At 71.6% G+C, this 20160-nt stretch carries 21 protein-coding genes and 2 tRNA genes; 14 read left to right on the top strand and 9 right to left on the bottom strand.

Annotated elements, in window-relative coordinates; all coding sequences use genetic code 11:
• Window positions 1-61 precede the first annotated feature (61 nt).
• From ACZ6RT_RS36325 to ACZ6RT_RS36295, 7 genes are all read left to right on the top strand, one after another.
• Window positions 62-733, top strand: coding sequence for a DUF2637 domain-containing protein (locus ACZ6RT_RS36325; RefSeq protein ID WP_470158551.1), 672 nt, complete (start codon window positions 62-64; stop codon window positions 731-733).
• Window positions 734-753: 20 nt separating this feature from the next.
• Window positions 754-1167, top strand: coding sequence for a hypothetical protein (locus ACZ6RT_RS36320; protein ID WP_470158550.1), 414 nt, complete (start codon window positions 754-756; stop codon window positions 1165-1167).
• Window positions 1164-1322 carry a hypothetical protein gene (locus ACZ6RT_RS36315; protein WP_470158548.1) on the top strand — a complete coding sequence of 53 codons (159 nt, stop codon included), beginning with the start codon at window positions 1164-1166 and terminating at the stop codon, window positions 1320-1322. Before ACZ6RT_RS36320 ends, ACZ6RT_RS36315 begins: the two co-directional genes overlap by 4 nt.
• On the top strand, window positions 1319-1444 hold the full coding sequence (locus tag ACZ6RT_RS36310; RefSeq protein WP_470158547.1) for a hypothetical protein: 126 nt from the start codon (window positions 1319-1321) through the stop codon (window positions 1442-1444). The genes ACZ6RT_RS36315 and ACZ6RT_RS36310 overlap by 4 nt, the downstream gene beginning before the upstream one ends.
• 217 nt (window positions 1445-1661) lie before the next feature.
• Window positions 1662-3056 (top strand): replication initiator, encoded by a 1395-nt coding sequence (locus tag ACZ6RT_RS36305; protein ID WP_470158546.1) that lies wholly within the window; start codon window positions 1662-1664, stop codon window positions 3054-3056.
• On the top strand, window positions 3041-3307 hold the full coding sequence (locus ACZ6RT_RS36300) for a helix-turn-helix domain-containing protein (RefSeq protein ID WP_470158544.1): 267 nt from the start codon (window positions 3041-3043) through the stop codon (window positions 3305-3307). The genes ACZ6RT_RS36305 and ACZ6RT_RS36300 overlap by 16 nt, the downstream gene beginning before the upstream one ends.
• Before the next feature lies 1 nt (window position 3308).
• The gene (locus ACZ6RT_RS36295; RefSeq protein WP_470158542.1) at window positions 3309-4580 is read left to right on the top strand and encodes a tyrosine-type recombinase/integrase; all 1272 of its coding nucleotides are present in this window, start codon (window positions 3309-3311) and stop codon (window positions 4578-4580) included.
• 64 nt (window positions 4581-4644) lie between these two features.
• Here the strand turns inward: ACZ6RT_RS36295 and ACZ6RT_RS36290 are convergent.
• From ACZ6RT_RS36290 to galU, 7 genes are all read right to left on the bottom strand, one after another.
• Window positions 4645-4718, bottom strand: a tRNA-Ala gene (locus tag ACZ6RT_RS36290).
• Between the two features lie 56 nt (window positions 4719-4774).
• Window positions 4775-5578 carry a divisome protein SepX/GlpR gene (sepX, locus tag ACZ6RT_RS36285; RefSeq protein WP_470158541.1) on the bottom strand — a complete coding sequence of 268 codons (804 nt, stop codon included), beginning with the start codon at window positions 5576-5578 and terminating at the stop codon, window positions 4775-4777.
• A 124-nt stretch (window positions 5579-5702) separates the two neighbouring features.
• Complete coding sequence (locus ACZ6RT_RS36280) at window positions 5703-6356, bottom strand: GNAT family N-acetyltransferase (RefSeq protein ID WP_399194032.1); 654 nt, start codon at window positions 6354-6356, stop codon at window positions 5703-5705.
• A 47-nt stretch (window positions 6357-6403) separates the two neighbouring features.
• Entirely contained in the window at window positions 6404-6877 is a 474-nt protein-coding gene (locus ACZ6RT_RS36275) for a MogA/MoaB family molybdenum cofactor biosynthesis protein (RefSeq protein ID WP_470158540.1), read from the bottom strand.
• 294 nt (window positions 6878-7171) lie between these two features.
• Window positions 7172-7642: a cyclic pyranopterin monophosphate synthase MoaC gene (gene moaC / locus ACZ6RT_RS36270; RefSeq protein WP_470158566.1), complete on the bottom strand. Its 471-nt coding sequence runs from the start codon at window positions 7640-7642 to the stop codon at window positions 7172-7174.
• A gap of 114 nt (window positions 7643-7756) precedes the next feature.
• Entirely contained in the window at window positions 7757-8944 is a 1188-nt protein-coding gene (gene glp, locus ACZ6RT_RS36265; RefSeq protein ID WP_470158564.1) for a molybdotransferase-like divisome protein Glp, read from the bottom strand.
• Between the two features lie 5 nt (window positions 8945-8949).
• Window positions 8950-9849, bottom strand: a complete 900-nt coding sequence (gene galU, locus ACZ6RT_RS36260) for a UTP--glucose-1-phosphate uridylyltransferase GalU (RefSeq protein ID WP_344899327.1) — start codon at window positions 9847-9849, stop codon at window positions 8950-8952.
• Between the two features lie 24 nt (window positions 9850-9873).
• Here galU and ACZ6RT_RS36255 point away from each other — a divergent pair, with 24 nt between their 5' ends.
• The 3 genes from ACZ6RT_RS36255 (at window position 9874) to ACZ6RT_RS36245 (ending at window position 12697) form a co-directional block, all read left to right on the top strand.
• The gene (locus ACZ6RT_RS36255) at window positions 9874-10452 is read left to right on the top strand and encodes a 5-formyltetrahydrofolate cyclo-ligase (protein WP_470158537.1); all 579 of its coding nucleotides are present in this window, start codon (window positions 9874-9876) and stop codon (window positions 10450-10452) included.
• Window positions 10453-10653: 201 nt separating this feature from the next.
• On the top strand, window positions 10654-12159 hold the full coding sequence (locus ACZ6RT_RS36250) for a potassium/proton antiporter (protein WP_470158535.1): 1506 nt from the start codon (window positions 10654-10656) through the stop codon (window positions 12157-12159).
• Window positions 12160-12349: 190 nt separating this feature from the next.
• Window positions 12350-12697 carry an FmdB family zinc ribbon protein gene (locus ACZ6RT_RS36245; protein ID WP_470158563.1) on the top strand — a complete coding sequence of 116 codons (348 nt, stop codon included), beginning with the start codon at window positions 12350-12352 and terminating at the stop codon, window positions 12695-12697.
• Between the two features lie 115 nt (window positions 12698-12812).
• Here ACZ6RT_RS36245 and ACZ6RT_RS36240 read toward each other — a convergent pair whose 3' ends face one another.
• On the bottom strand, window positions 12813-14771 hold the full coding sequence (locus ACZ6RT_RS36240; protein ID WP_470158533.1) for an MFS transporter: 1959 nt from the start codon (window positions 14769-14771) through the stop codon (window positions 12813-12815).
• 241 nt (window positions 14772-15012) lie between these two features.
• Here ACZ6RT_RS36240 and ACZ6RT_RS36235 point away from each other — a divergent pair, with 241 nt between their 5' ends.
• Window positions 15013-15822 carry an S-methyl-5'-thioadenosine phosphorylase gene (locus tag ACZ6RT_RS36235; protein WP_399193725.1) on the top strand — a complete coding sequence of 270 codons (810 nt, stop codon included), beginning with the start codon at window positions 15013-15015 and terminating at the stop codon, window positions 15820-15822.
• Between the two features lie 372 nt (window positions 15823-16194).
• Entirely contained in the window at window positions 16195-16800 is a 606-nt protein-coding gene (locus ACZ6RT_RS36230; protein ID WP_470158531.1) for an RcpC/CpaB family pilus assembly protein, read from the top strand.
• Window positions 16801-16922: 122 nt separating this feature from the next.
• On the opposite strand, the gene ACZ6RT_RS36225 is transcribed toward ACZ6RT_RS36230, so the two are convergent.
• Window positions 16923-17960, bottom strand: a complete 1038-nt coding sequence (locus ACZ6RT_RS36225) for a D-alanyl-D-alanine carboxypeptidase family protein (protein WP_399193729.1) — start codon at window positions 17958-17960, stop codon at window positions 16923-16925.
• Between the two features lie 1517 nt (window positions 17961-19477).
• Here ACZ6RT_RS36225 and ACZ6RT_RS36220 point away from each other — a divergent pair.
• A tRNA-Arg gene (locus ACZ6RT_RS36220) sits at window positions 19478-19550 on the top strand.
• A gap of 112 nt (window positions 19551-19662) precedes the next feature.
• The gene (locus ACZ6RT_RS36215; RefSeq protein WP_470158529.1) at window positions 19663-19929 is read left to right on the top strand and encodes a transposase; all 267 of its coding nucleotides are present in this window, start codon (window positions 19663-19665) and stop codon (window positions 19927-19929) included.
• Window positions 19930-20160: the final 231 nt, after the last annotated feature.

The following is a 20160-nucleotide window of genomic DNA, read 5'->3' as shown; positions in this document are numbered from 1 at the left end:
GCCCCGATCACGCCATGTCCCTACCCGTCCCATGCCCGAAACCGGAAGGAGGTGACTCGCGATGACCAGCCACAAGCCCGGTCGCGTCCGCTCCACGCTGCTGGATTCCGCGCCGGTCGTGGTCCTGGCCGTCATAGCGGCGGTGGGTTCCTTCACCCACATCTCCGAACTGGCGGCCGAACACGGCCAGCACGGCTGGCAGTCCTGGGCCGTCGCGGTGTGCATCGACCTGATGTGCGTCATGGCCGCCCGCGAGCTCCAACGCGACAAGCGCACCGGGCGCCCTCGACGAGGACCGATCTCCTGGCCCGCTCTCGTCCTGGCCGGCGGGATCGTCCTCACCCTGGCCGCCAACCTGGCCAGCGCCGAGACCTCGGTCTGGGGATGGATCTGCGCCGCGACACCCGCGGTGGCCTTCCTCGTGGCGGTCTCCATGCTGGAACGCCGCGCCTCCCACCGACCCCCGTCCCCGACCGTCGTCGACCCGGCCCCGGCGCCCGTCCCCAAGATCGACCCGGCTCCCCTCCCCGCTCCTGACGTCACCGAGAGCTCTCCGGGTAACCAGCCCGGCCCGTCGTCCCCAGCGCTGCTCACCTTCGCCCGGCGGCTGGCCGACGAGCACAGCGCCAAGCACGGCCGGCCCGTCACGGCGGACCTGCTCCGAACCCGTATGGGCATCTCCGGCGACCTCGCCGCCGACCTGCTGCGGCAGATCGCGACCGATCCCACCTGACAGAAAGGACTCGACCCGTCATGACCTCACCCGATCTTCCCCACCTGGTGGAGGCGGCTCGCGCCTGGGCACGCGGCTCCTACGCCATGGAGGCCGCCGTGGAACTGCTGGTCCACCACGGCACCTGGCTGCACCGGAGCGACTTCCTGCGCATGGCGGTGGAGTACGCCCCGGACGGCTACAGCCGGATCCCGCTCGCGGTCATCTCCTGGGACACCCTCCACGCCGCGCTGTGCAACAACCTGCTTCCCTGCTCCAACTCCGAGGCGGCCGTCCTGCGCATCGCGCTCAGCATCGGCGCGGGCCACCCGGTCGACCTCGGCCCGGCCATCACCCGCCTGGACACCGTCAACCTCGCGTACGTCCTGGCCGCCGTGCGGCATGCCGGCGGTGACCGGTCCGCCTGGGCCGTCTTCGAACGGGACGCACCATGACCCGGCTGGTCTGCCCCTTCTGCCGATGCTGCGCCCGCTATGGCTGCGAGATCGACGGCGACTCGACCGGCTGCGACCGCCTCGACCCTGCCGACGGCACGCCCTGCCTCTGCACCCGCACCAAGGAATCCGAGGAAGGAGAAAACCCGCCGTGATCCACGCCTACGCATGCGGCACCTGCAACGGCACCGGCCTGGTCAACGACGACGGCGACACCAGTCCCTACCAGGTCGCGGTCACCTGCTCCGGCTGCGACGGCACCGGCATCGACACCTGACCGACAACGCCACCACGGGGCGGCTCAAGCCTGGCAGCCCGCCGCTCCGTGGGGCGTTCCCTCCGCTCACTCGCAAAGGAACCACCAGTATGCGCCACCGGCCCGAAGCGGATCGCGACAGCCGCGACTCCGTCCGCGTTCATCTCACCCATCGCCACAGCGACCGAACGACCACCGACAACGGCCCCGGCTTCGTGGGCACCGGAAAGGAGGACGAATGACCGAACACCCCACCCCCATCGGCGACCTCATCGGCCCGGTCATCCGGGACCTGGCCCAGCACTCCGGCCGGGACCTGAACCGCTGGCTTCACCAGGTCGACCGGCTGCGCGGCTGCTCCGCCCCGATCCGCCTGACCGGCGAGGTGTCCACCCTCGACTCGACCACCGGGGAGATCCTGCACCGCTACTCGACCCGGGGCGAGCCTCACGGGCAGTTGCTCGTCCGCTGCGGCAACCGGCGGGCCTCCCGCTGCCCCGCCTGCGCCGAGACCTACCGGGCCGACACCTTCCACCTGATCCGCGCGGGCCTGCTCGGCGGGGACAAGGGAGTGCCGGCCACCGTCAGCACGCACCCGCGTGTCCTGGCCACCCTCACGGCTCCTGGCTTCGGGCCGGTCCACCGTGGCCCCGACAAGCACGGCCAGGCCGACCTTTGCCACCCCCGCCGCAACGGCCCGGCCTGCTTCGAACGGCATGTCTCCGGTGACCGGCGCATCGGCCAGCCTCTCGACCCCGGTACCTACGACTACACCGGCCACGTCCTGTGGAACGCTCACGCGGGCGTGCTGTGGCAACGCTTCGGGGTCTACCTCCGGCGGCACCTGAGCACGGCGGCCGGACTGACCCGTGCCGAGTTCAGCCGACAGGCCCGGCTGTCTTTCGCCAAGGTGGCCGAGTACCAGGCACGCGGGATCATCCACTTCCACGCCGTGATCCGCCTCGACGGCCGCTCCCCGGACGGCGAGATCGACGCGCCTCCGGCCTGGGCCACCGTCGAACTGCTCTCGGAGACCATCGAGTCCGCGGCGAAGGCCGTACGTCTCGACGGCCCCGGCCCGGATGGCGAAGATTCACGAGAACTGCGCTGGGGTGCGGTCGACGTGCGGCACATCGAGTCCACCGGCCCGGACGGGTCCGCGCTCCCCGAGGCAGCGGTGGCCGGCTACGTCGCCAAGTACGCCACGAAGGCCGCCGAGACCTCCGGCACCCTCGACCGGCGGGTGAAACGCTCCGACCTCGCCCGGCTCGAACAGCAGGGCGTCACCGAGCATGCCGCCCGGCTGATCCGTACCGCATGGCGCCTCGGCGACCCCAGGGCACATCCCGACCTCGCGCCGCTCCGGCTGCGGCAGTGGGCGCACATGCTCGGCTTTCGCGGCCACTTCTCGACCAAGAGCCGGGCCTACTCCACTACCATGACCGCCCTGCGCCGCGTCCGCCTGGAGTACCGCCAGGCCCGCGACCTGGAGCGGCTGCCCTACGACCCCGCCGCCACGCTCGTCCTCGCCAACTGGCGATACGCCGGACAGGGCTACACCGCCGGGGAATCCGCTCTCGCCGGTCAGTTCGTCCCCCGTCAGGAAGGAGGAAGCCGATGCGCCACAGCGTGATCCAGCTCGTTCCCCGTCAGGGCGGGCCGTCCGACCCGGCCCCGGAGGTCTCGGCGGCCGACCCGTTCTCCGGCCGGGCCGTCTACACCGTCACCGAGGTCGCCCGTCTCCTGTCGCTCTCACGTGGCAGCGCCTACGCCTCGGTGCGGGACGGCACGATCCCGGCCATCAAGCTCGGCAACCGGTGGGTGATCCCCAAACGACGCTTCCACACCTGGCTCGACGGACTGGCGGAAGACGGGGAGCGCTGACATGGGCCACATCATCAAGACCAAGGCGGGCACCTACCGGGCGAACTGGCGGGACCAGGCCGACCGGCAACGCTCGAAGACCTTCGCCACCAAGCGGGAGGCGGCGGCCTTCCTCGCCGAGATCAACAGCTCGCTCAACAGGGGAAGCTACGTCGATCCGCACGCGGGCAAGACCAAGCTCGGCCCCTACGCGGAGAACTGGCTGAAGTCCCGGAACCACGAGCTGGCCACGGCCGCCCGTGATGAGTCGATCATGCGGAACCACGTCCTGGCACGCTGGCGGGACATCCCGCTCGGCAAGATCGATCACTCGGCCGTACAGGCATGGATCACCGACCTGGGCAAGCGGCTCTCCCCGGCCAGCGTGATCGAGTGCAACCGCCTGCTCTCCGGCGTGCTGCGCTCGGCCGTGCGGGACCGGCTCATCGGTGCCAACCCCTGCGAGGGGGTACGGCTGCCCCGGCGCCGGCGCCAGGACGACGATGACCGGATCATCACCCGCGAGGAGTTCACCACGCTTCTCCGGCACGTCCCCGACCGGTACCGCGCGGTGGTCGCCCTGGCGGCCGGTGCCGGACTGCGGTGGGGTGAGTGCGCCGGTCTGCGGTGGGACGCTGTCGACCTCGATGCCGGAACGTTGCGGGTACTCCGGGTCGCCGTAGAGATCAACGGGCACATCACGATCAAGCCCTATCCGAAGTCCAGGGCCGGGCGCCGGGAGGTCCCGCTTCCCGGGTTCGCGGTAGACCTCCTCACCCGTCACCGGACCGCCTTCCACGCGGGGCAGCTCGGCGAGGTCTTCACGGTCCGTAGTGGCAACCTGATGAGTCGGCACACCTTCCGCGCCCGCGTCTGGCGGCCCTCCCTCGTCCGGGCCGGCCTACTCGGGTCGGTCTCCGACCTCGGGGACGGCTTCCTCGGCACCTGGACCGACAAAGCCGGCACCGAACGGCGCAAGCGGTTCGCGACCCACGAGGAGGCCGTCTCCCATCTCGCCCAGCACGCGGGCGAGGGGCTGCGCTTCCACGACCTGCGGCACTGCTACGCCACCTGGCTCGTCTCCGAGGGCGTCCCCGTCAACGACGTGGCGGGGCTCATCGGGCACGAGCAGATCTCGACCACGCTCAACCGCTACACGCACGCCTCACGCGACCGCAACAACAGGGCCCGCGCGGTGTTCGCTGACTTTTCGCTGACTCCGTCTCCCAAACCTCTCCCAGAAGCGGCTACCGAGGAGCCGACGACTGGGGAAGCGGAGAAGGACACCGAGTAGAAAACCAAGCCCTGAGCAGCAAAAAGGCCCGGTTCCATGATCTGGAATCGGGCCTTTCGTCTTGTGGAGATGAGGGGATTCGAACCCCTGACCCCTTCGATGCGAACGAAGTGCGCTACCGGACTGCGCTACATCCCCAAGACGTGGACTAGGTTAGCAAACTTCCGGGGGCGCTCGCGCCATCCGGGCGCCGGTCAGTCTCCGACCGCGCGCCGTCCCGACTCGGCGTACTGGTCGAAGATCTCGTCGCGGTGTGCGTCCAGGTCGATGATCTCGGCCACCGGCCGCTGGGTCTCCAGCAGGGCGGCGCGGCGACGGGCGCGTCTGGCACGTTCCGCGCGGGCCTGGGCGGCGGCTCTGCGCCGCTCGGCGTCGATCTGGACCGTGGCTCGCAGGACACCGAGATAGGCGCCCAGCAGCACCACCGAGGGCGCCACACCCCACCAGGGGATGACCTTGAGGGCGGCCGTCACCACGGAGGCGATCAGGAGCAGCACGCACCAGAGCGTCAGGCGCCTGCGCTTGGCCACGTGCTTGGCCCGGCGGCGGCCCTCGGCGCGGCGGCGCTCTGCCTCCGCCCTGGTCATGGACGGCCGGACAGGCCCTGGACCGGCGGGCGCGCCCCCGGACATGGTCCCGGACGTCCCGGACGGCACCTCGGAGCCGACGACCCCGTCGACCCCGGCGGCCCCGGTGTCCGGGGAGGTCTCCCCGGCGCCGTGCTCGGAGACCTCGCCACCGGGCGCCTCGCCATCGGGCGCCTCGCCATCGGGCGCCTCGTCACCGGACGGCTCGGACGAGGACGACGAGGACGAGGACACGGGCAGCGGCTCGGCCAGTGTGTCGGCGGAGTCCTCCTCGGCCCCCTGCTCCTCGTACGCGTACGGGCTGGCGTCCTTGTCCTGGTCGGCGTAGGTGTTACGGTCGCGGCGCAGCCACATGGGCACGAGGACGCACAACCACATGACGACGATGGCCAGGTACAGGAAGACGCTCATGGCCGCCTCCGAGCAGCGTGAAGACGCGCGTGCTCCGACGGCGTCCTCGATCTGCTCATGTCACGCACCGTAAGACCGCGTGTCACTATTTGACGAGCATTCGATGCGGTGTGTCGCGAGTTCTTCAAACCTCTTCATGTGGGCCGCCCCCGTGCGCGGCCGCCTCCCGGGCCCTTCGCCAGCGCGCCAGCAGCCCTCTGGGCGCGTCCTCGACGGTGAGCGCGTAGCAGATGTGGTCGCGCCAGGCGCCGTCGATGTGCAGGTGCCTGCGCCTGACGCCCTCCTCCCGGAAGCCCAGTTTCTCGACCACCCTGCGGCTGGCCTGGTTCTCCGGCCGGATGTTGGCCTCGACGCGGTGCAGGCCGGTGGTGAAGAAGCAGTGGTCGACCGCCAGGGCGACGGCGGTGGGGGTGATGCCGCGCCCGGCCAGCGCGCCGTCGATCCAGTAGCCGATCTGCGCGGACCTGGCCGACCCCCAGACGATGGCGCCCACGGTGAGCTGCCCGGCGAAGGCCCCCTCGTAGGTGACGACCCAGGGCAGGGCGAGCCCCTGCCTGGCCTCCCTGCGGAGCGTTCCGGCCATCGAGACGTACGGGCCCAGGCCGGTCTTGAACAGGGGCGTCTCGGGATTGGTCGGCTCCCAGGGGCGCAGCCAGTCCGCGTTGCGAAGCCGCGACTCCCGCCAGACGCGTACGTCCCGCAGCCGCAGCGGCCGAAGTGCCACCGGACCCTCGGTCAGGGTCACCGGCCAGCCACGAAGTCGATCCACGCCCTCCATCATCCCCCCAAGATGACCCGCCGTGCCATGGAAGCGGGGCGCCCGGATCAGCGGGAATGGTCTCCCCCGCGAATCTGGTCCACGGCGTGCTCCAGGACGGCCCCGAGCACGGCCATGCCGTCGCGTACGCCTCCGGAGGATCCCGGCAGGTTGACGATCAGCGTGTTCCCGGCCTGACCGGCGAGCCCGCGGGACAGGATCGAGGTCGGCACCCTGTCCCGGTTGACCTGCCGGACGGCCTCGGCGATGCCCGGGATCTCCTTGTCGATCACCCGCCGGGTCATCTCGGGGGTGAGGTCGGCCGGGGTCAGCCCGGTACCGCCGGTGGTGACGATCACGTCGTACTCCTCGGCCACCCCGGTCCGCAGCGCCGCCTCGACCGGCTCGCCGTCGGGGACGACGCGGGGTCCGTCCACGTCGCATCCGGCCGCGGTGAGCAGCTCGGCCAGCAGCCTGCCCGAGGTGTCCTCGTACGTCCCGGCGGCGGCCCGGTTGGACGCGGTGATCACCAGAGCTCTCATCGAACACCTCCGTGCTGGAGATCCCCGGCTCCCGGGTCCCGGGCGGGGAGCGGTCGGACGGCCATCATCCCAGCCGCTCCGGCCCCGGTACGCGCGGGCCCGCCGGTCGTCGTGGGTCGTCGTGGGTCGTCGGGGTCCGCCGGGGGGCGTCGTCCCGTGCCCGCGCGCCACGAAGGGCTCGGGGGCCGGTCCGCGTCCCGGCCCGCGCTTCACGAAGGGCCAGGGAGCGGGTCCTGGTCCGGGTCCGCGCGAAGACCTCGGGGGCAGGATCCCGGCCCGCGCGGCACGAAGACCTCAGGGGCGGGTCCAGGTCCCGGTCTTGCCGCCGGTCTTCTCCTCGACGCGGACGTCGGTGATCACGGCCGCCGGGTCCACCGCCTTGACCATGTCGATCAGCGCCAGAGCCGCGACCGAGACCGCGGTGAGCGCCTCCATCTCGACCCCGGTGCGGTCGGCCGTCCTGACCCGGGCGGTGATCTCCACGCCCTCGTCGACCACGGCCAGTTCGACCTCGACCCCGTGCAGCGCGATGGGGTGGCAGAGCGGGATCAGGTCGGGGGTGCGTTTGGCGCCCATGATGCCGGCGATCCGCGCGGTCCCGATCGCGTCCCCCTTGGGGACCTCCCCCGACCGCAGCAGGGCCACGGCCCTGGCGTCGAGCAGCACCCTGCCGGTGGCGGTCGCCGTGCGGACGGAGACGTCCTTGGCGGAGACGTCCACCATCCGGGCGGCGCCGGTCTCGTCGAGGTGGGTGAATCCGGCCATGTCGGTGTCCTCTCCGGTTCCGTTCACAGGGAAATGATCTTCACGTCGTCGTCTCCGTCCCCGCACGAGGACGCCTCACAGGGTCGTCCCCGTTCCCGTCGGCGCGAGGAGACCTCACAGGGGGATGACCTCCACGTCCGCGCCCTCGCCGAGCTCGGTGACGGACTCGGGGACCACGATCAGCGCGTCGGCCGAGGCCAGGGCGGCGAGCTGGTGGGAGCCCTGCCTGAGCACCGGCGCGACCGTGCCGTCCGGGCCGAGCACGCCCCGCAGGTAGGAGCGCTTGCCGTCGGGCGAGCGCAGCGCGGCCGTGGTGACCATCCGCACGGTCGGCGTGGGCTCGGCGGGCAGGCCGCGCATCTTCCGCAGCGCGGGCCGGACGAACAGCATGAACGACACGAACGACGACACCGGGTTGCCGGGCAGTGCGAAGATCGGGACGTCGTCCTCGCCGACCACGCCGAACCCCTGGGGCATGCCCGGCTGCATGGCCACCCGGTCGAAGCGGACCGTGCCGAGCGGGCCCAGCGCCTCCTTGACGGGCTCGTACGCGCCCATCGAGACACCGCCGCTGGTGATCACGAGGTCGGCGCGCAGCAGCTGGGCGTCGAGCTGGTCGAGGAAACGGGAGGCGTCGTCGGTGACGATCCCGGCCCGGTACCCGTCCCCGCCCGCCTCGCGGACGGCGGCGATCAGGGTGTAGCTGTTGGACTCCCAGATCTGGCCGAATCCCAGGGGCAGCCCCGGCTCGACCAGCTCGGCCCCGGTGGAGATCACGACGACCCTCGGCCGGGGCCGTACCAGCACCCGGCGGCGGCCGACCCCGGCCAGCACGCCGAGCTGGGCCGGCCCGATCGAGGTGCCCGCGGGCAGCACGACGTCACCGGCGCGCACGTCCTCCCCGGACCGGCGGACGGCGTTCCCCGGCCGCGCCGGGCGGTCGATCGCCACCCGGACCGTGCCGCCGTCGGTCCACTCGACCGGGACCACCGCGTCGGCCCCTGCGGGCATCGGGGCACCCGTCATGATCCGCGTCACCATGCCGGGGCCGATGGCCTGCAGGCGGCCGTCGCCGGCGGCGATGTCGTCGATCACCGGGAGCGTCACCGGGGCGTCCGCGACGTCCTCGGCCCGTACGGCGTAGCCGTCCATGGCGGAGTTGTCGAAGGGCGGCAGCGGGACCGGGGAGGTGACCTCCTCGGCCAGCGTGGTGCCCAGCGCCCGCTCCAGCTCCACCTCCAGCGGGGCGAGCACCCGCACGGTGTTCAGGATGTCGGAAAGATGGTCGTCGACCGATCTCATGGGGCTCATCGCGAGGCCAGGAACTCCTTGAGCCAGGGCAGGAACTCCGGTGCCAGGTCGGGCCGGTCGGCGGCGAACTGCACCACCGTGCGCAGGTAGTCGATCTTGTTGCCGGTGTCGTAGCGGCGGCCGCGGAACAGCACACCGTGCACCGGCCCGCCCTGGTCGCTGCCGCGCGAGGCCAGGGTGCGCAGGGCGTCGGTGAGCTGGATCTCGTCGCCGCGTCCCGGCGGGGTGTTCTCCAGCACCTCGAACACGGCCGGGTCGATCACGTACCGGCCGATGATCGCCCAGTTGGACGGGGCCTCGTCGGCGGGCGGCTTCTCCACCAGGTCGGTCACCCTGACCACGTCGTCCTCGCCGGTGGGCTCGATGGCGGCGCACCCGTACAGGGAGACCTGCTCGGCGGGGACCTCCATCAGCGCGATCACGCTGCCGCCGTGCGTGCCGCGTACCTCGATCATGCGCTTGAGGAGCTCGTCGCGGTGGTCGATGAGGTCGTCGCCGAGCAGGCAGGCGAAGGGGTGGTTGCCCACGTGCTGCTTGGCGCACAGGACCGCGTGTCCCAGGCCGCGTGGCTGGCCCTGCCTGACGTAGTGCAGGGTGGCCAGGTCGGCGGGCTCGCGGACCTGGGAGAGGCGCTCGTCGTCGCCCTTGGCCTCCAGGGCCTCCTCCAGCTCGATCGCCCGGTCGAAGTGGTCCTCGATGGAGCGCTTGGTCTTGCCCGTGACCATGAGGAGGTCGAGCAGACCGGCGGAGACCGCCTCCTCGACGACATACTGGATCGCGGGCTTGTCGACGATGGGCAGCATCTCCTTGGGCGTCGCCTTGGTCGCCGGGAGAAAACGGGTGCCCAGGCCCGCAGCGGGAACTACGGCTTTCGTCACAGCTTCGAAGTCGGCCATACCGAAACCTTAGTGGAGGGATCCGTGGACAAGCGGAAGCTGCGTTCCTCGATCGAGGCGGCGCGGGCCTCGATCCCCGGCGAGCGGCGGCACGCGGCTTCCGTCCAGATCAGGGAATCCCTGCTGGACCGGCCCTGGGTGCAGATGGCCGGGCTGGTCGCGTGCTACTGGTCGATCGGCACCGAGCCGGCCACCCACGGGCTGGTCTTCGCCCTGTGGAAGCACGGCGCGACCGTGATCCTGCCCGTGCTGCGCGAGGACGACGATCTCGACTGGGCCGTGTACGACGGCCCGGACACCCTCGCCCCCGGGCGGTTCGGGCTCATGGAACCGGTCGACACCCGGCGCGGCGTCGACGCGATCAGGACGGCGGCGCTGGTGATCGTGCCCGCGCTGGCGGTGGACGCCTCCACCGGGGTGCGGCTCGGCCGGGGCGGCGGCTCCTACGACCGGGCGCTGGCCAGGGTCGGCCCGAACGTGCCGACGGTGGCGCTGCTGCACGAGGGCGAGCTGCTCGACGGCGTGCCCGCCGAGCCGCACGACCGGGCGGTCCGCTACGCCGCGACACCGGACGGGATCGTCAGGATCGCCGCGGACGGGTGAGATCCGTCCCGGCACCGACGGACCGGCGGGGCGACCGGGGCGACCGGAGCGATCGGGAGAGAACGCGCAGGTGAGACACCGTCGTGGCCGTACGGGACGGGGCGCGGGGCGTCCGGATCGCGACGGGAAGGGCGTGTCCACGGTGCATGACGGCACCTCGGAATGCGACACAATGGTCCCCGGAGTCGGAGAGGGGGCCAGATGGGACTGGACGTCTGGCTGCTTCTCGGTGCCGGGATCGTCATCGCGGCCATCGTCGCCGTGCGCGTCGCCCACCGCAGCGGACTGCCCAGCCTCCTGATCTTCCTCGGCTTCGGCCTGCTCATCGGCGAGTCCGGGTTCGGGCTGCAGTTCGACGATCCGCAGCTCGCCCAGCAGATAGGCCTGATCGCGCTGGCGATCATCCTGGCCGAGGGTGGCCTGACCACGAGCTGGAACCACGTCAGGAGCGCCATCCCCACCGCGCTGGTGCTCGCCACCGTGGGCGTGGGGGTGAGCATCGTGGCCGTCGCGGCCCCGGTGCACCTGATCCTCGGCATGGACTGGCGGACCGCGCTGCTGCTGGGCGCGATCCTCGCCTCCACCGACGCCGCCGCGGTGTTCTCGGTCCTGCGGCGCCTGCCGCTGCCCTCGCGCCTGGCGGGCATCCTGGAGGCCGAGTCCGGGTTCAACGACGCCCCCGCGGTCATCGCGGTGATGCTGCTGAGCGCCGCCACCTCGCCCAGCCTCGGGGTCGCCCTGTTCGAGGTGGTCTTCGAGCTGGTGGTGGGCGCGGCCGTCGGCCTGGCGGTCGCCCCGCTCGGCACGTACGCGCTGCGCCGCATCGCGCTGCCGGTCTCGGGCCTGTACCCGATCGCGGTGCTCGCGCTCGCGTTCGTCGCCTACGCCGGGGCGATGCTGCTGCACGGCAGCGGTTTCCTCGCGGTGTACCTCGCCGCGCTGGTCATGGGCAACTCCCGGATGCCGCACCGCGCCGCCTCGCGGGGGTTCGCCGAGGGCGTGGCCTGGCTGGCCCAGATCGGCCTGTTCGTGATGCTGGGGATGCTCGCCAGCCCGTCGGAGATGCCGTCCGCGATCGTGCCCGGCCTGGTGGCCGGGTTCATCCTGGTCGCGGTGGCCCGGCCGGCGTCGATCATCGTCTCGGCGCTGCTGGTCCGGCTGCTGCGCGTGGACCGGCTGAACTGGCGCGAGCAGGCGTTCCTGTCCTGGGCCGGGCTGCGCGGCGCGGTCCCCATCGTGCTCGCGACCATCCCGTGGGCGGCCACCTCGATGGACGACGGCACGGCCAGGTTCGTGTTCAACGAGGTCTTCGTGATCGTCGTCGTGTACACCCTGCTGCAGGGGCCGACGCTGCCGTTCGTGGCGAAGCTGCTGGGCCTGACCACCCCGTCCGAGGCCCGCGACCTGGAGGTCGAGTCGGCCCCGCTGGAGGAGCTCAACGCCGACCTGCTCCAGGTACGGGTGCCGCCGACGTCCAAGTTGCACGGGGTGGAGATCTTCGAGCTGCGGCTGCCGTCGGACGCGCAGGTCACCCTGATCGTCAGGGACGGCCGGACGTTCGTCCCGGCCGACTCCACCAGGATCCGGGTGGACGACCAGCTCCTGGTGGTGACCACGGCCGCCTGCCGCACCACGGTCGAGCGCCGGATGCGGGCGATCAGTCGCAAGGGCAAGCTCGCGGGCTGGTACGGCGAGCAGGGCACCTGACCGAAACCCCGCCGTACGGGCGGATGCGGGACATGCCGGAGATCTTCCCCCGCGGCCGCCGGGGCACCTGACGGGAATCTCCCCATGGAATGCGAGAACTCCGACTCGCGTTTATGCTTGTCGGCTGCGTACCATTAGCAGTCGCGCCACCAGAGTGCCAATCGGCGCGGACCACTACGAGGAGGAGCGCGTGCCCACCTACCAGTACGCTTGCAACGCCTGTGACCACCAGTTCGAGATCGTCCAGAAGTTCTCCGACGACGCGCTCACCGAGTGCCCGAGCTGCGCGGGCAACCTGCGCAAGGTGTTCTCCGCGGTCGGCATCGTCTTCAAGGGCTCGGGCTTCTACCGGACCGACAGCAGGTCGTCCTCGTCCAGCACGGTGACCTCCGCGAACGGCTCGTCCGGCTCCTCGGACTCCTCCAAGTCGTCGGACTCGTCGGGTTCCTCGAGCTCCACCGACTCCAAGGGCTCCTCGGGTTCCTCGGACGCCAAGCCGTCGAAGGTCACGAGCACCCCGGCCGCCGCCGCCTCCTGAGCCACGCGCGTCCCGCCCGACCGGCCGTCACCGGATCCGGTAGGTACGTTCCGGCGGCCTGCCGTACGGCACGACGGCCTCACGGCACGGTGGACACGGTGACCGGTCTCTCGGTTCAACGGCCCGGCGGCCGGTCCGCGACCGAGCCGAGCAGCTCGCGGGGAAGCCTGTCCAGCAGCTCGCGCAGGCGCGGGTGCTCGGCCGGGTTCCAGTCGTCGACCAGCCGGGCGAGCCCGTCGCGGGCCTCCTGCACCAGGCGGCCCGCCGTCCGCTCGCCCTCGTCGGTGAGCTCCAGGACCTTCCCGTCACCGGACCTGCGGACCAGGCCGCGCGCGACGAGCGCGTCCGCGTACGGCCGGCCCTCCTCGACCGTGACCCCCGCCCGCGTGGCCAGGTCCGCCCCGGCCTGGGGTCCGCACGAGGCCAGCCGGGTGACCAGCCAGACCGACCCCGGGGGCAGGTCCATCCCGGCCGCCTCGCCCAGGCGGCGGTAGTAGTCGGCGCGCATGTCCGCGTCCGCCAGCCGCCACAGCCCCCGCTCGACCTCTCCCAGCGAGGACCGCTCGACCGGTACCGCCCCGTAGCAGTCGCCGGGATCGGTCACCTTCGTCGTCTCCCGCAGCGGCGTCTCGGGCAGCAGCCAGGCCACCGCGAACGCCACCAGCGCCGTGGGCACGCTGTACAGGAAGACCTGGGCGATCGCGCCGGAGTAGGCGTCCAGGAACGCCGCGGCGGTCTCGGGAGGCAGCCGCCGTACGGCCGTCGGATCGGCCTGGACGGTCTCCGCCAGCCCCGGCGGCAGGCCGGCCGTCCGCGAGAGGCGTTCCAGCGAGTTCCCGAGACCGGAGCTGAAGATCGCACCGGCCACCGCGACGCCGAACGAGCCGCCGATCGTCCGGAAGAAGGTCGCCCCCGAGGTGGCCACCCCCAGGTCCTCGAAGCCGACCGCGTTCTGCACGACGAGGACCAGCACCTGCATCACCAGCCCGAGGCCGACCCCCAGCACGAGCAGCGAAAGGCTCAGCTGCAGGGCGGAGATGTCCGGGTTCACGTACGAGAGCAGGTAGAGCCCGACGGCGGTGATCGCGCCCCCGGCGATCGGGAAGGCCCGGTATCGCCCGGTACGGCTGATGACCATCCCTCCGGTGATCGAGGTGACCAGCAGCCCGGCCATCATCGGCAACAGGTGCAGGCCCGAGGTGGTGGCCGACACCCCCTGCACGACCTGAAGGAAGAGCGGCATGTAGGTGAGCGGGCCGAACATCGCGAACCCCACCAGGAAGCCGATCAGCGACGCCACGTTGAAGGTCCGGATCCGGAACAGTCTCGGCGGCATCACCGGCTCCGGAGCCCGGTGCTCGGCCCGCCACCAGAGCGTCAGCAGCACCACGGCGGCCACGGCCGGGCCGAGGATCGCGGGATGGCCCCAGGGATAGGTGGTGCCGCCCCAGGTGGTCACCAGGATCAGGCAGGCCGCCGCACCGCCCAGCAGGACGATCCCCAGGTAGTCGATGGTGTGCCGGGTCCGCTCCCCGCTCGGCGGCAGCGCCCTGGCCACGACCGCCAGGGCCACGGCGCCCAGGGGGAGGTTGACGTAGAACACCCACCGCCAGGACAGGTGGTCGACGAACAGGCCGCCGAGCAGCGGGCCGGCCACGCTGGAGACGGCGAAGACCGCCCCGAAGAACCCCTGGTACCTCCCGCGCTCGCGGGCCGGGACGACGTCGGCGACGATCGCCTGGGAGAGCACGATGAGCCCGCCGCCGCCCAGCCCCTGCAGGCCGCGGAACGCGATCAGCTCGCCCATTCCCCGCGCCTGGCCGCACAGCACCGAGCCGATCAGGAAGAGGACGATCGACGCCTGGAAGAGCCCCTTGCGGCCGTACTGGTCGCCGAGCTTGCCCCACAGCGGCGTCGAGACCGTCGAGGCCAGGATGTAGGCGGTCACCACCCAGGACAGCTCCGCCAGCCCGCCCAGGTCGCCGACGATCGTGGGCAGCGCGGTGGAGACGATCGTCTGGTCCAGGGACGCCAGCAGCATGCCGAGCATGAGCGCGCCGATGACGAACGCCACGCTCCCCGTCCGCTCCGGGGTTCGCTCTCGGGCGCCCTTCCGGGTCTGCTTCCGGGCCTGTTTCCCGGCTCGCCTCCGGGGCCACCGTCGGGACCGCTGGACAGCCATGGCGCGCCTCCGCCTCCGATCGGTTCCACCGATCCTACTCAGGGTGAGCAAGCGATCACTCGGTGGGTACGGTCGTCCACAGGCGCGACCCGGGGCTCCTCGCGGGCCGTCCGGCCGCGCTAATCTCGGCGCCATGGTCACTCGCGCGGACATCGGGGTCATCGGCGGCTCGGGCTTCTACTCGTTGCTCGACGACGCCACCGAGATCGAGATCAGCACACCGTACGGCCCTCCGAGCGACGTGGTCACCGTCGGCCGCATCGGGTCGCGTTCGGTCGCCTTCGTCCCCCGGCACGGCCGCGACCACCGCTTCCCGCCGCATCGCATCCCCTACCGGGCGAACCTGTGGGCCCTGCGCTCCCTGGGGGTCCGCCAGGTGCTCGCGCCCAGCGCGGTCGGCTCCCTGCGGGCCGAGATCGGCCCCGGTGCGCTGGTCGTGCCCGACCAGCTCGTCGACCGCACCTCAGGGCGCGTGCAGACCTACTACGACGAGGGCGGCGTCGTGCACGTGGCCTTCGCCGACCCGTACTGCCCCGTCGGCCGCGCGGCGGCCGTCACCGTGGCCGGCGCCTCGGGGTGGGAGGTGTCCGACGGCGGCACCCTCGTGGTCATCGAGGGCCCGCGCTTCTCCACCCGCGCCGAGTCACGCTGGTTCGGCGCCAACGGCTGGTCGATCGTCGGCATGACCGCCTTCCCCGAGGCGGTCCTCGCCCGCGAGTTGGCCCTGTGCTACACCTCCGTCTCCCTGGTCACCGACCACGATGCCGGGGTCGAGGCGGGCGAGGGCGTCACCCACGAGGAGGTCCTGGCCTTCTTCGGGACCAACGTCGCCCGCATGCGCTCCCTGATCGTCGACGTCGTCGCCGCCCTGCCCGACGAGCGCTCCTGCCCCTGCGGGAGTGCCCTGGACGGGTTGAAGCTGCCGTTCGAGCTTCCGGGCTGAGCCCCGGGGGCTCCTCGGGCTGGACCGGTCGTCGCCGTTCGGAGGGACGGCCTGCCCCCATTCCCACCGAAGGTGCTTCCCGGCCCTGGCGGGGTCGTCCCGCTCCCGCGTCCGCTGCGAGCACCGTCCCCGAAGCCGTCACGGCTCCCGTGGGCTTTCGGTGAAGGTGGTCCCGGTCCTGTGGTGAGGCCGCCACCATCTGACGTTGATCATTTCCACCCTCCGCCCGGAGTGGTGGCCCGTTCCCAGTGGAGGTCGCCCCGCCTCGCAGCGGGGCCGTCCCCTTCGAAAGTCGGTCATCCCCGTCCCCTCACCCGAGGGGACGGCTCGTCACGGGCACCGCGCCGCCCGGCTCTTCCCAGGGAGTCCGCCATGCGCGTCCTGCGCCGTCTGCTCGACCGCCGTCACCGCCTCGTCGCCACCGCCGTCGCCGCCCTGGCGATGGGCTGTGCCCTGCTGGCCCTGAGCCCCGACACGGCGTCGACGACCGTCCTCGTCGCCGCCAGGGACCTCCCCGGCGGCGCGCTGAAGGCGTCCGACCTGACCCCGGCGGCCCTGCGGCCCGACACCGTCCCCGACGGCGCCCTGAGACCCGGAACGCCGTTCGCCGGACGGGTCCTGGCCGGCCCCGCCAGGCGCGGGGAGCCGCTGACCGACGTCCGCCTCCTCGGCCCCGGCCTGCTGGCCGCCCACGGCCCAGGAACGGTCGCCACCCCGGTACGCGTCGCCGACCCCGAGACCGCGCGCCTGCTCTCCCCCGGCGACGTGGTGGACGTGCTCGCCGCCGCCTCGGCCTGGGACGACGCCGTCCCCGCGAGGACCGTGGCCGAGGACGTCACGGTCCTGGCCATCCCGGCCGGCGACTCGAACGGGGGTGCGCTCGTCGTGCTCGCGACCACGTCGGACCAGGCGACCGGGCTGGCCTCGGCACAGGCGGGCGGGCGGCTCTCGGTGACCATCGGCCCGCGTACCGGGTGATCCTCACAGGCGTCCTCTCGGGCGCCCTGGAGCCGGTCCCGTTTCTCAGGCGGATCGCGCGGTGGTGGCGCCCGCTCGACCGCGATGGAGACGGCGCGCCCGCGAGGACCGCGACCAGGCCCTTACAACAGGGAGCCGATCTTGGGGTCGTACTCCCAGTGCCACGGCTCGAACGGGCTGACATAGGCCCACTTGGGGTGGATCCAGCCGAACTTCTTGCCGTTCGCCTCCAGCCAGTTGAACTGGGGCGAACGGAACCGCTCCACGCCGCCGCACAGGTCGACGGCCAGCCCCAGCCCGTGGTTACTGCGCCCCGGAACCGCCGCCAGGCCCGGCCGGGTGTAGTAGACCGACTGCTGCTCGGCCAGGCTCCGGTAGCTGTCGGTCACGCACATCGGCCTGCCGAACTGCCGCTTGTAGGACTCGTTGAGGCTGATGAACGCCAGCGCGGCGTCACCGCGCAGCTGGTTGCCCCGCTGCTGGAGCGGGCAGAGGTACGCCTGCGGGATGAGCCCGTTGGGGAAGTCGCTCATCGAGGCGGCCCGGGTCGGATCGCACCCCGCGGCGGGCCGTCCCTGCTTGTTGATCTTGACGCCCAGCTTCACCAGCGCCTTGGTCAGGGATTGCACGATCTTCTGTGAGCGGGCTCTGAGCGTCTCGATCTCGGCGCCCATCTGCGCCTCCGCGAGGAGGTTGCTGGCCCGGAGCTCCTGAGCCTCGCCCGCCAGCCGCTCGCGCTCCTTCTGCAGGCGACCGCTGTCCCGCAGGATCAGGTCCCGCTCGGCGACGAGCTGGGTGACGGTCGCCATGTTGCGCAGGGTGTCGCCGTTGGACTGCCCGGACAGGAACCCGGCCACCTCCCCGCCCGCGGGCTGCTGGTAGAGCAGCCCGACCAGGTTCGACAGCGGCTGCCGGATCTGGGCGAAGGCCCTCTCGGCCGTCTGCAGCTCCCGCAGCGTGGCGGAGAGCTTCCGCTCGGACTCCCGGATCTGGGCGCGGCGCTGCTCCAGCGCCTTGGTCGCGGCCTCAAGGTCCTTGGCCGCCTTCTCCGCCTCGCGACGCAGCTCGGTGAGGTTCACCGGATCAGCGGGGGCGACGGCCTGATCCTCCGCCGGTGCCCGCTGCGCGGCGGCGACTCCCGGCAGGAGGGAAGTCATCATCGCGACGACGGCGATCAGGCTCGCTGATCGACGAGGTGGCACGTTCGACCCCTCCGTTTGCGAATTCGTGACCTGGGCCAGGCACGCACGCTACTACAGCCGACCAACCGTACGGGCCAGCTCTCCACAGCCGTTATGCGCCGAACACCCCTTTTTGCGACCGGACAAGTCAGACTTTTCCCCGGTCGGACCGCCGACGGGCGTCCCCGAGCCGGGCCTTCCGCCACCCTGCCGAGCTCTCTTGCCGACCTCCCGCCGAGCCCTCTTGCCGGCCCACCGCCCGGGTCACCGGCGTCTGCTTCCGCGGCCCCCTCCCGGCCGTCTATGACGCCCTGCCCACTGTCTCCGGCGCCCTCCTGGCCGCCTTCAGCGTCCCGTCCGAAGGCGACCTTCCTGCCGTCCTCGATGACGACCGCTCCCTCCAGGGCGGCACCGGCACCGTACGCATCACCCGAGGCTCCGCCACCGGCACCACGCGCTCCATCCAGGGCCTGACCGGCATCGCATACGGGCCCGAGGGCTCTTCCCGCGTCCTCCGTTGAGCTCCGGACGGGCCGGGGTGGATCCGTACGGGGACGAAGGCGTCCGGGTGGGCCATCCCCGCCGTTCCGCCGTCCAGGGAGCCCGTCTCCGCCGTTCCGCCGGTCGGCTCACCCGCGTCGCCGACACCATCCGCATCGGCCGGACTTCCGCTCCCGGACTCGCCTCCGCTGCCAGGCGCGTCGCCCACGTCGCCCGTCGGGTCCGTGGCACCGAGCTCGTGAGGCACGTCGACGACGTCCGCCCCTGCCGCGACGAGCACCCAGCCGCCGTACACCTGATCCGGCCGCAGCGGCGGAGGCACCAGCCTCGCCCTGAACAACCCGTCCGGCACCGGACCGACCACGACCGGCACCACCGCCACCGCACCTGGTTCCGTGGCGGCCATGTCCAGTGGCGGCTCCCCGGCCAGTGCCGTCGCGCCGTCGTCCGCCCCGGACGGCGCCCCCTCCTCGTCTCCGGCTCCAAGGGCGCCACCGCTTCCCGCATCGGCATGAGGTGTCGTGCCGCTCGGCCTCTCTCCGTCATATACGGGCCCCGGGAGCCCTTCGGCTTCCTCGCTCAGCCCATCGATCCTCCAGGCCCCCTCTCGGCCTTTCTCTGCGCTCTCCTGCCCCCCGTGCCCGCCCTGAGGGCTGCCCGTTCGGCCGGATATGCCGGGGTCCGGATCGACGATGGCCGACCGCAGAATCGCCTCGTAACCTGTCAGTTCGACCGCCAGTAACCCCCCGGCCAGAAGCGCGGGCGCCAGCATCGCGCCACAGAGCACCACCGGCTGAAGCGTCCGGCGCCCACGATCACGCTTCCGTCGCCCATTGATCACAGAGAGTGACAGTAAGCCTGCCCATCGTCACCCTCGCTCCCACTTGCCGCCCTTTTACTCCACGTCAGCGAACCGATAACCCGGCGTCCACCCCCAACTCCCCCTCCGAGCGCGCAAGCACTCCGTACTTTCGCTACTCTTACAAGGAGCCCCTGCCTCCGTAGCTCAGGGGATAGAGCACCGCTCTCCTAAAGCGGGTGTCGCATGTTCGAATCATGCCGGGGGCACCTAGTTGACCTTGTGGTTTGCCGTTTGACCTGGAAGCTCTTCTGGAGTTGACCCGGTTTGGTGGACATCTGATCTCTGAGGAACCCTGGTTCCCGGAAGAAGGAGTTCACTGTGCCGAACAACTATCCGCCGGAGTTTCGCCGGCAGATGGTGGAGCTGGTGCGCGCGGGACGGTCGCCGGAGGAGCTCGCCAAGGAGTTCGAGCCCTATGCGCAGTCGATCCGTGCCTGGGGGCGCCAGGCCGATCTCGATGACGGCCGTCGCGCCGACGGCGTGACCAGTGCTGAGAAGGATGAGCTGGCTCGGCTGCGTCGCGAGAACAGGATTCTCCGTGAGGAGAAGGAGATCTTGCGTAAGGCCGCGGTTTTCTTCGCGTAAATACCATGGGTGGTGTCCCGGCGGGTTCGCTCGTTTTTTCGCTGCCCCAACATGTTCTGGTGGCTTGTCCTGATGTGCGGCCCGTCGGGCACCGGCCGCCCGGTGTGGCTTGATAGGAGCGTGCACCGGCTCGATTTAGGGCCTGTACGGACTTCGGATCTTTAGAGGGGTTGAAGGCTTCGGATCCACAAAAGGGCTCCGCGAAGATGAAGACCCGCGAGGTAGCTTTCA

This window comes from Streptosporangium sp. NPDC050148, assembly GCF_055586505.1.
Note: the sequence above shows the minus strand (reverse complement) of the source record. Positions and strands in the feature narration are given on the sequence as shown.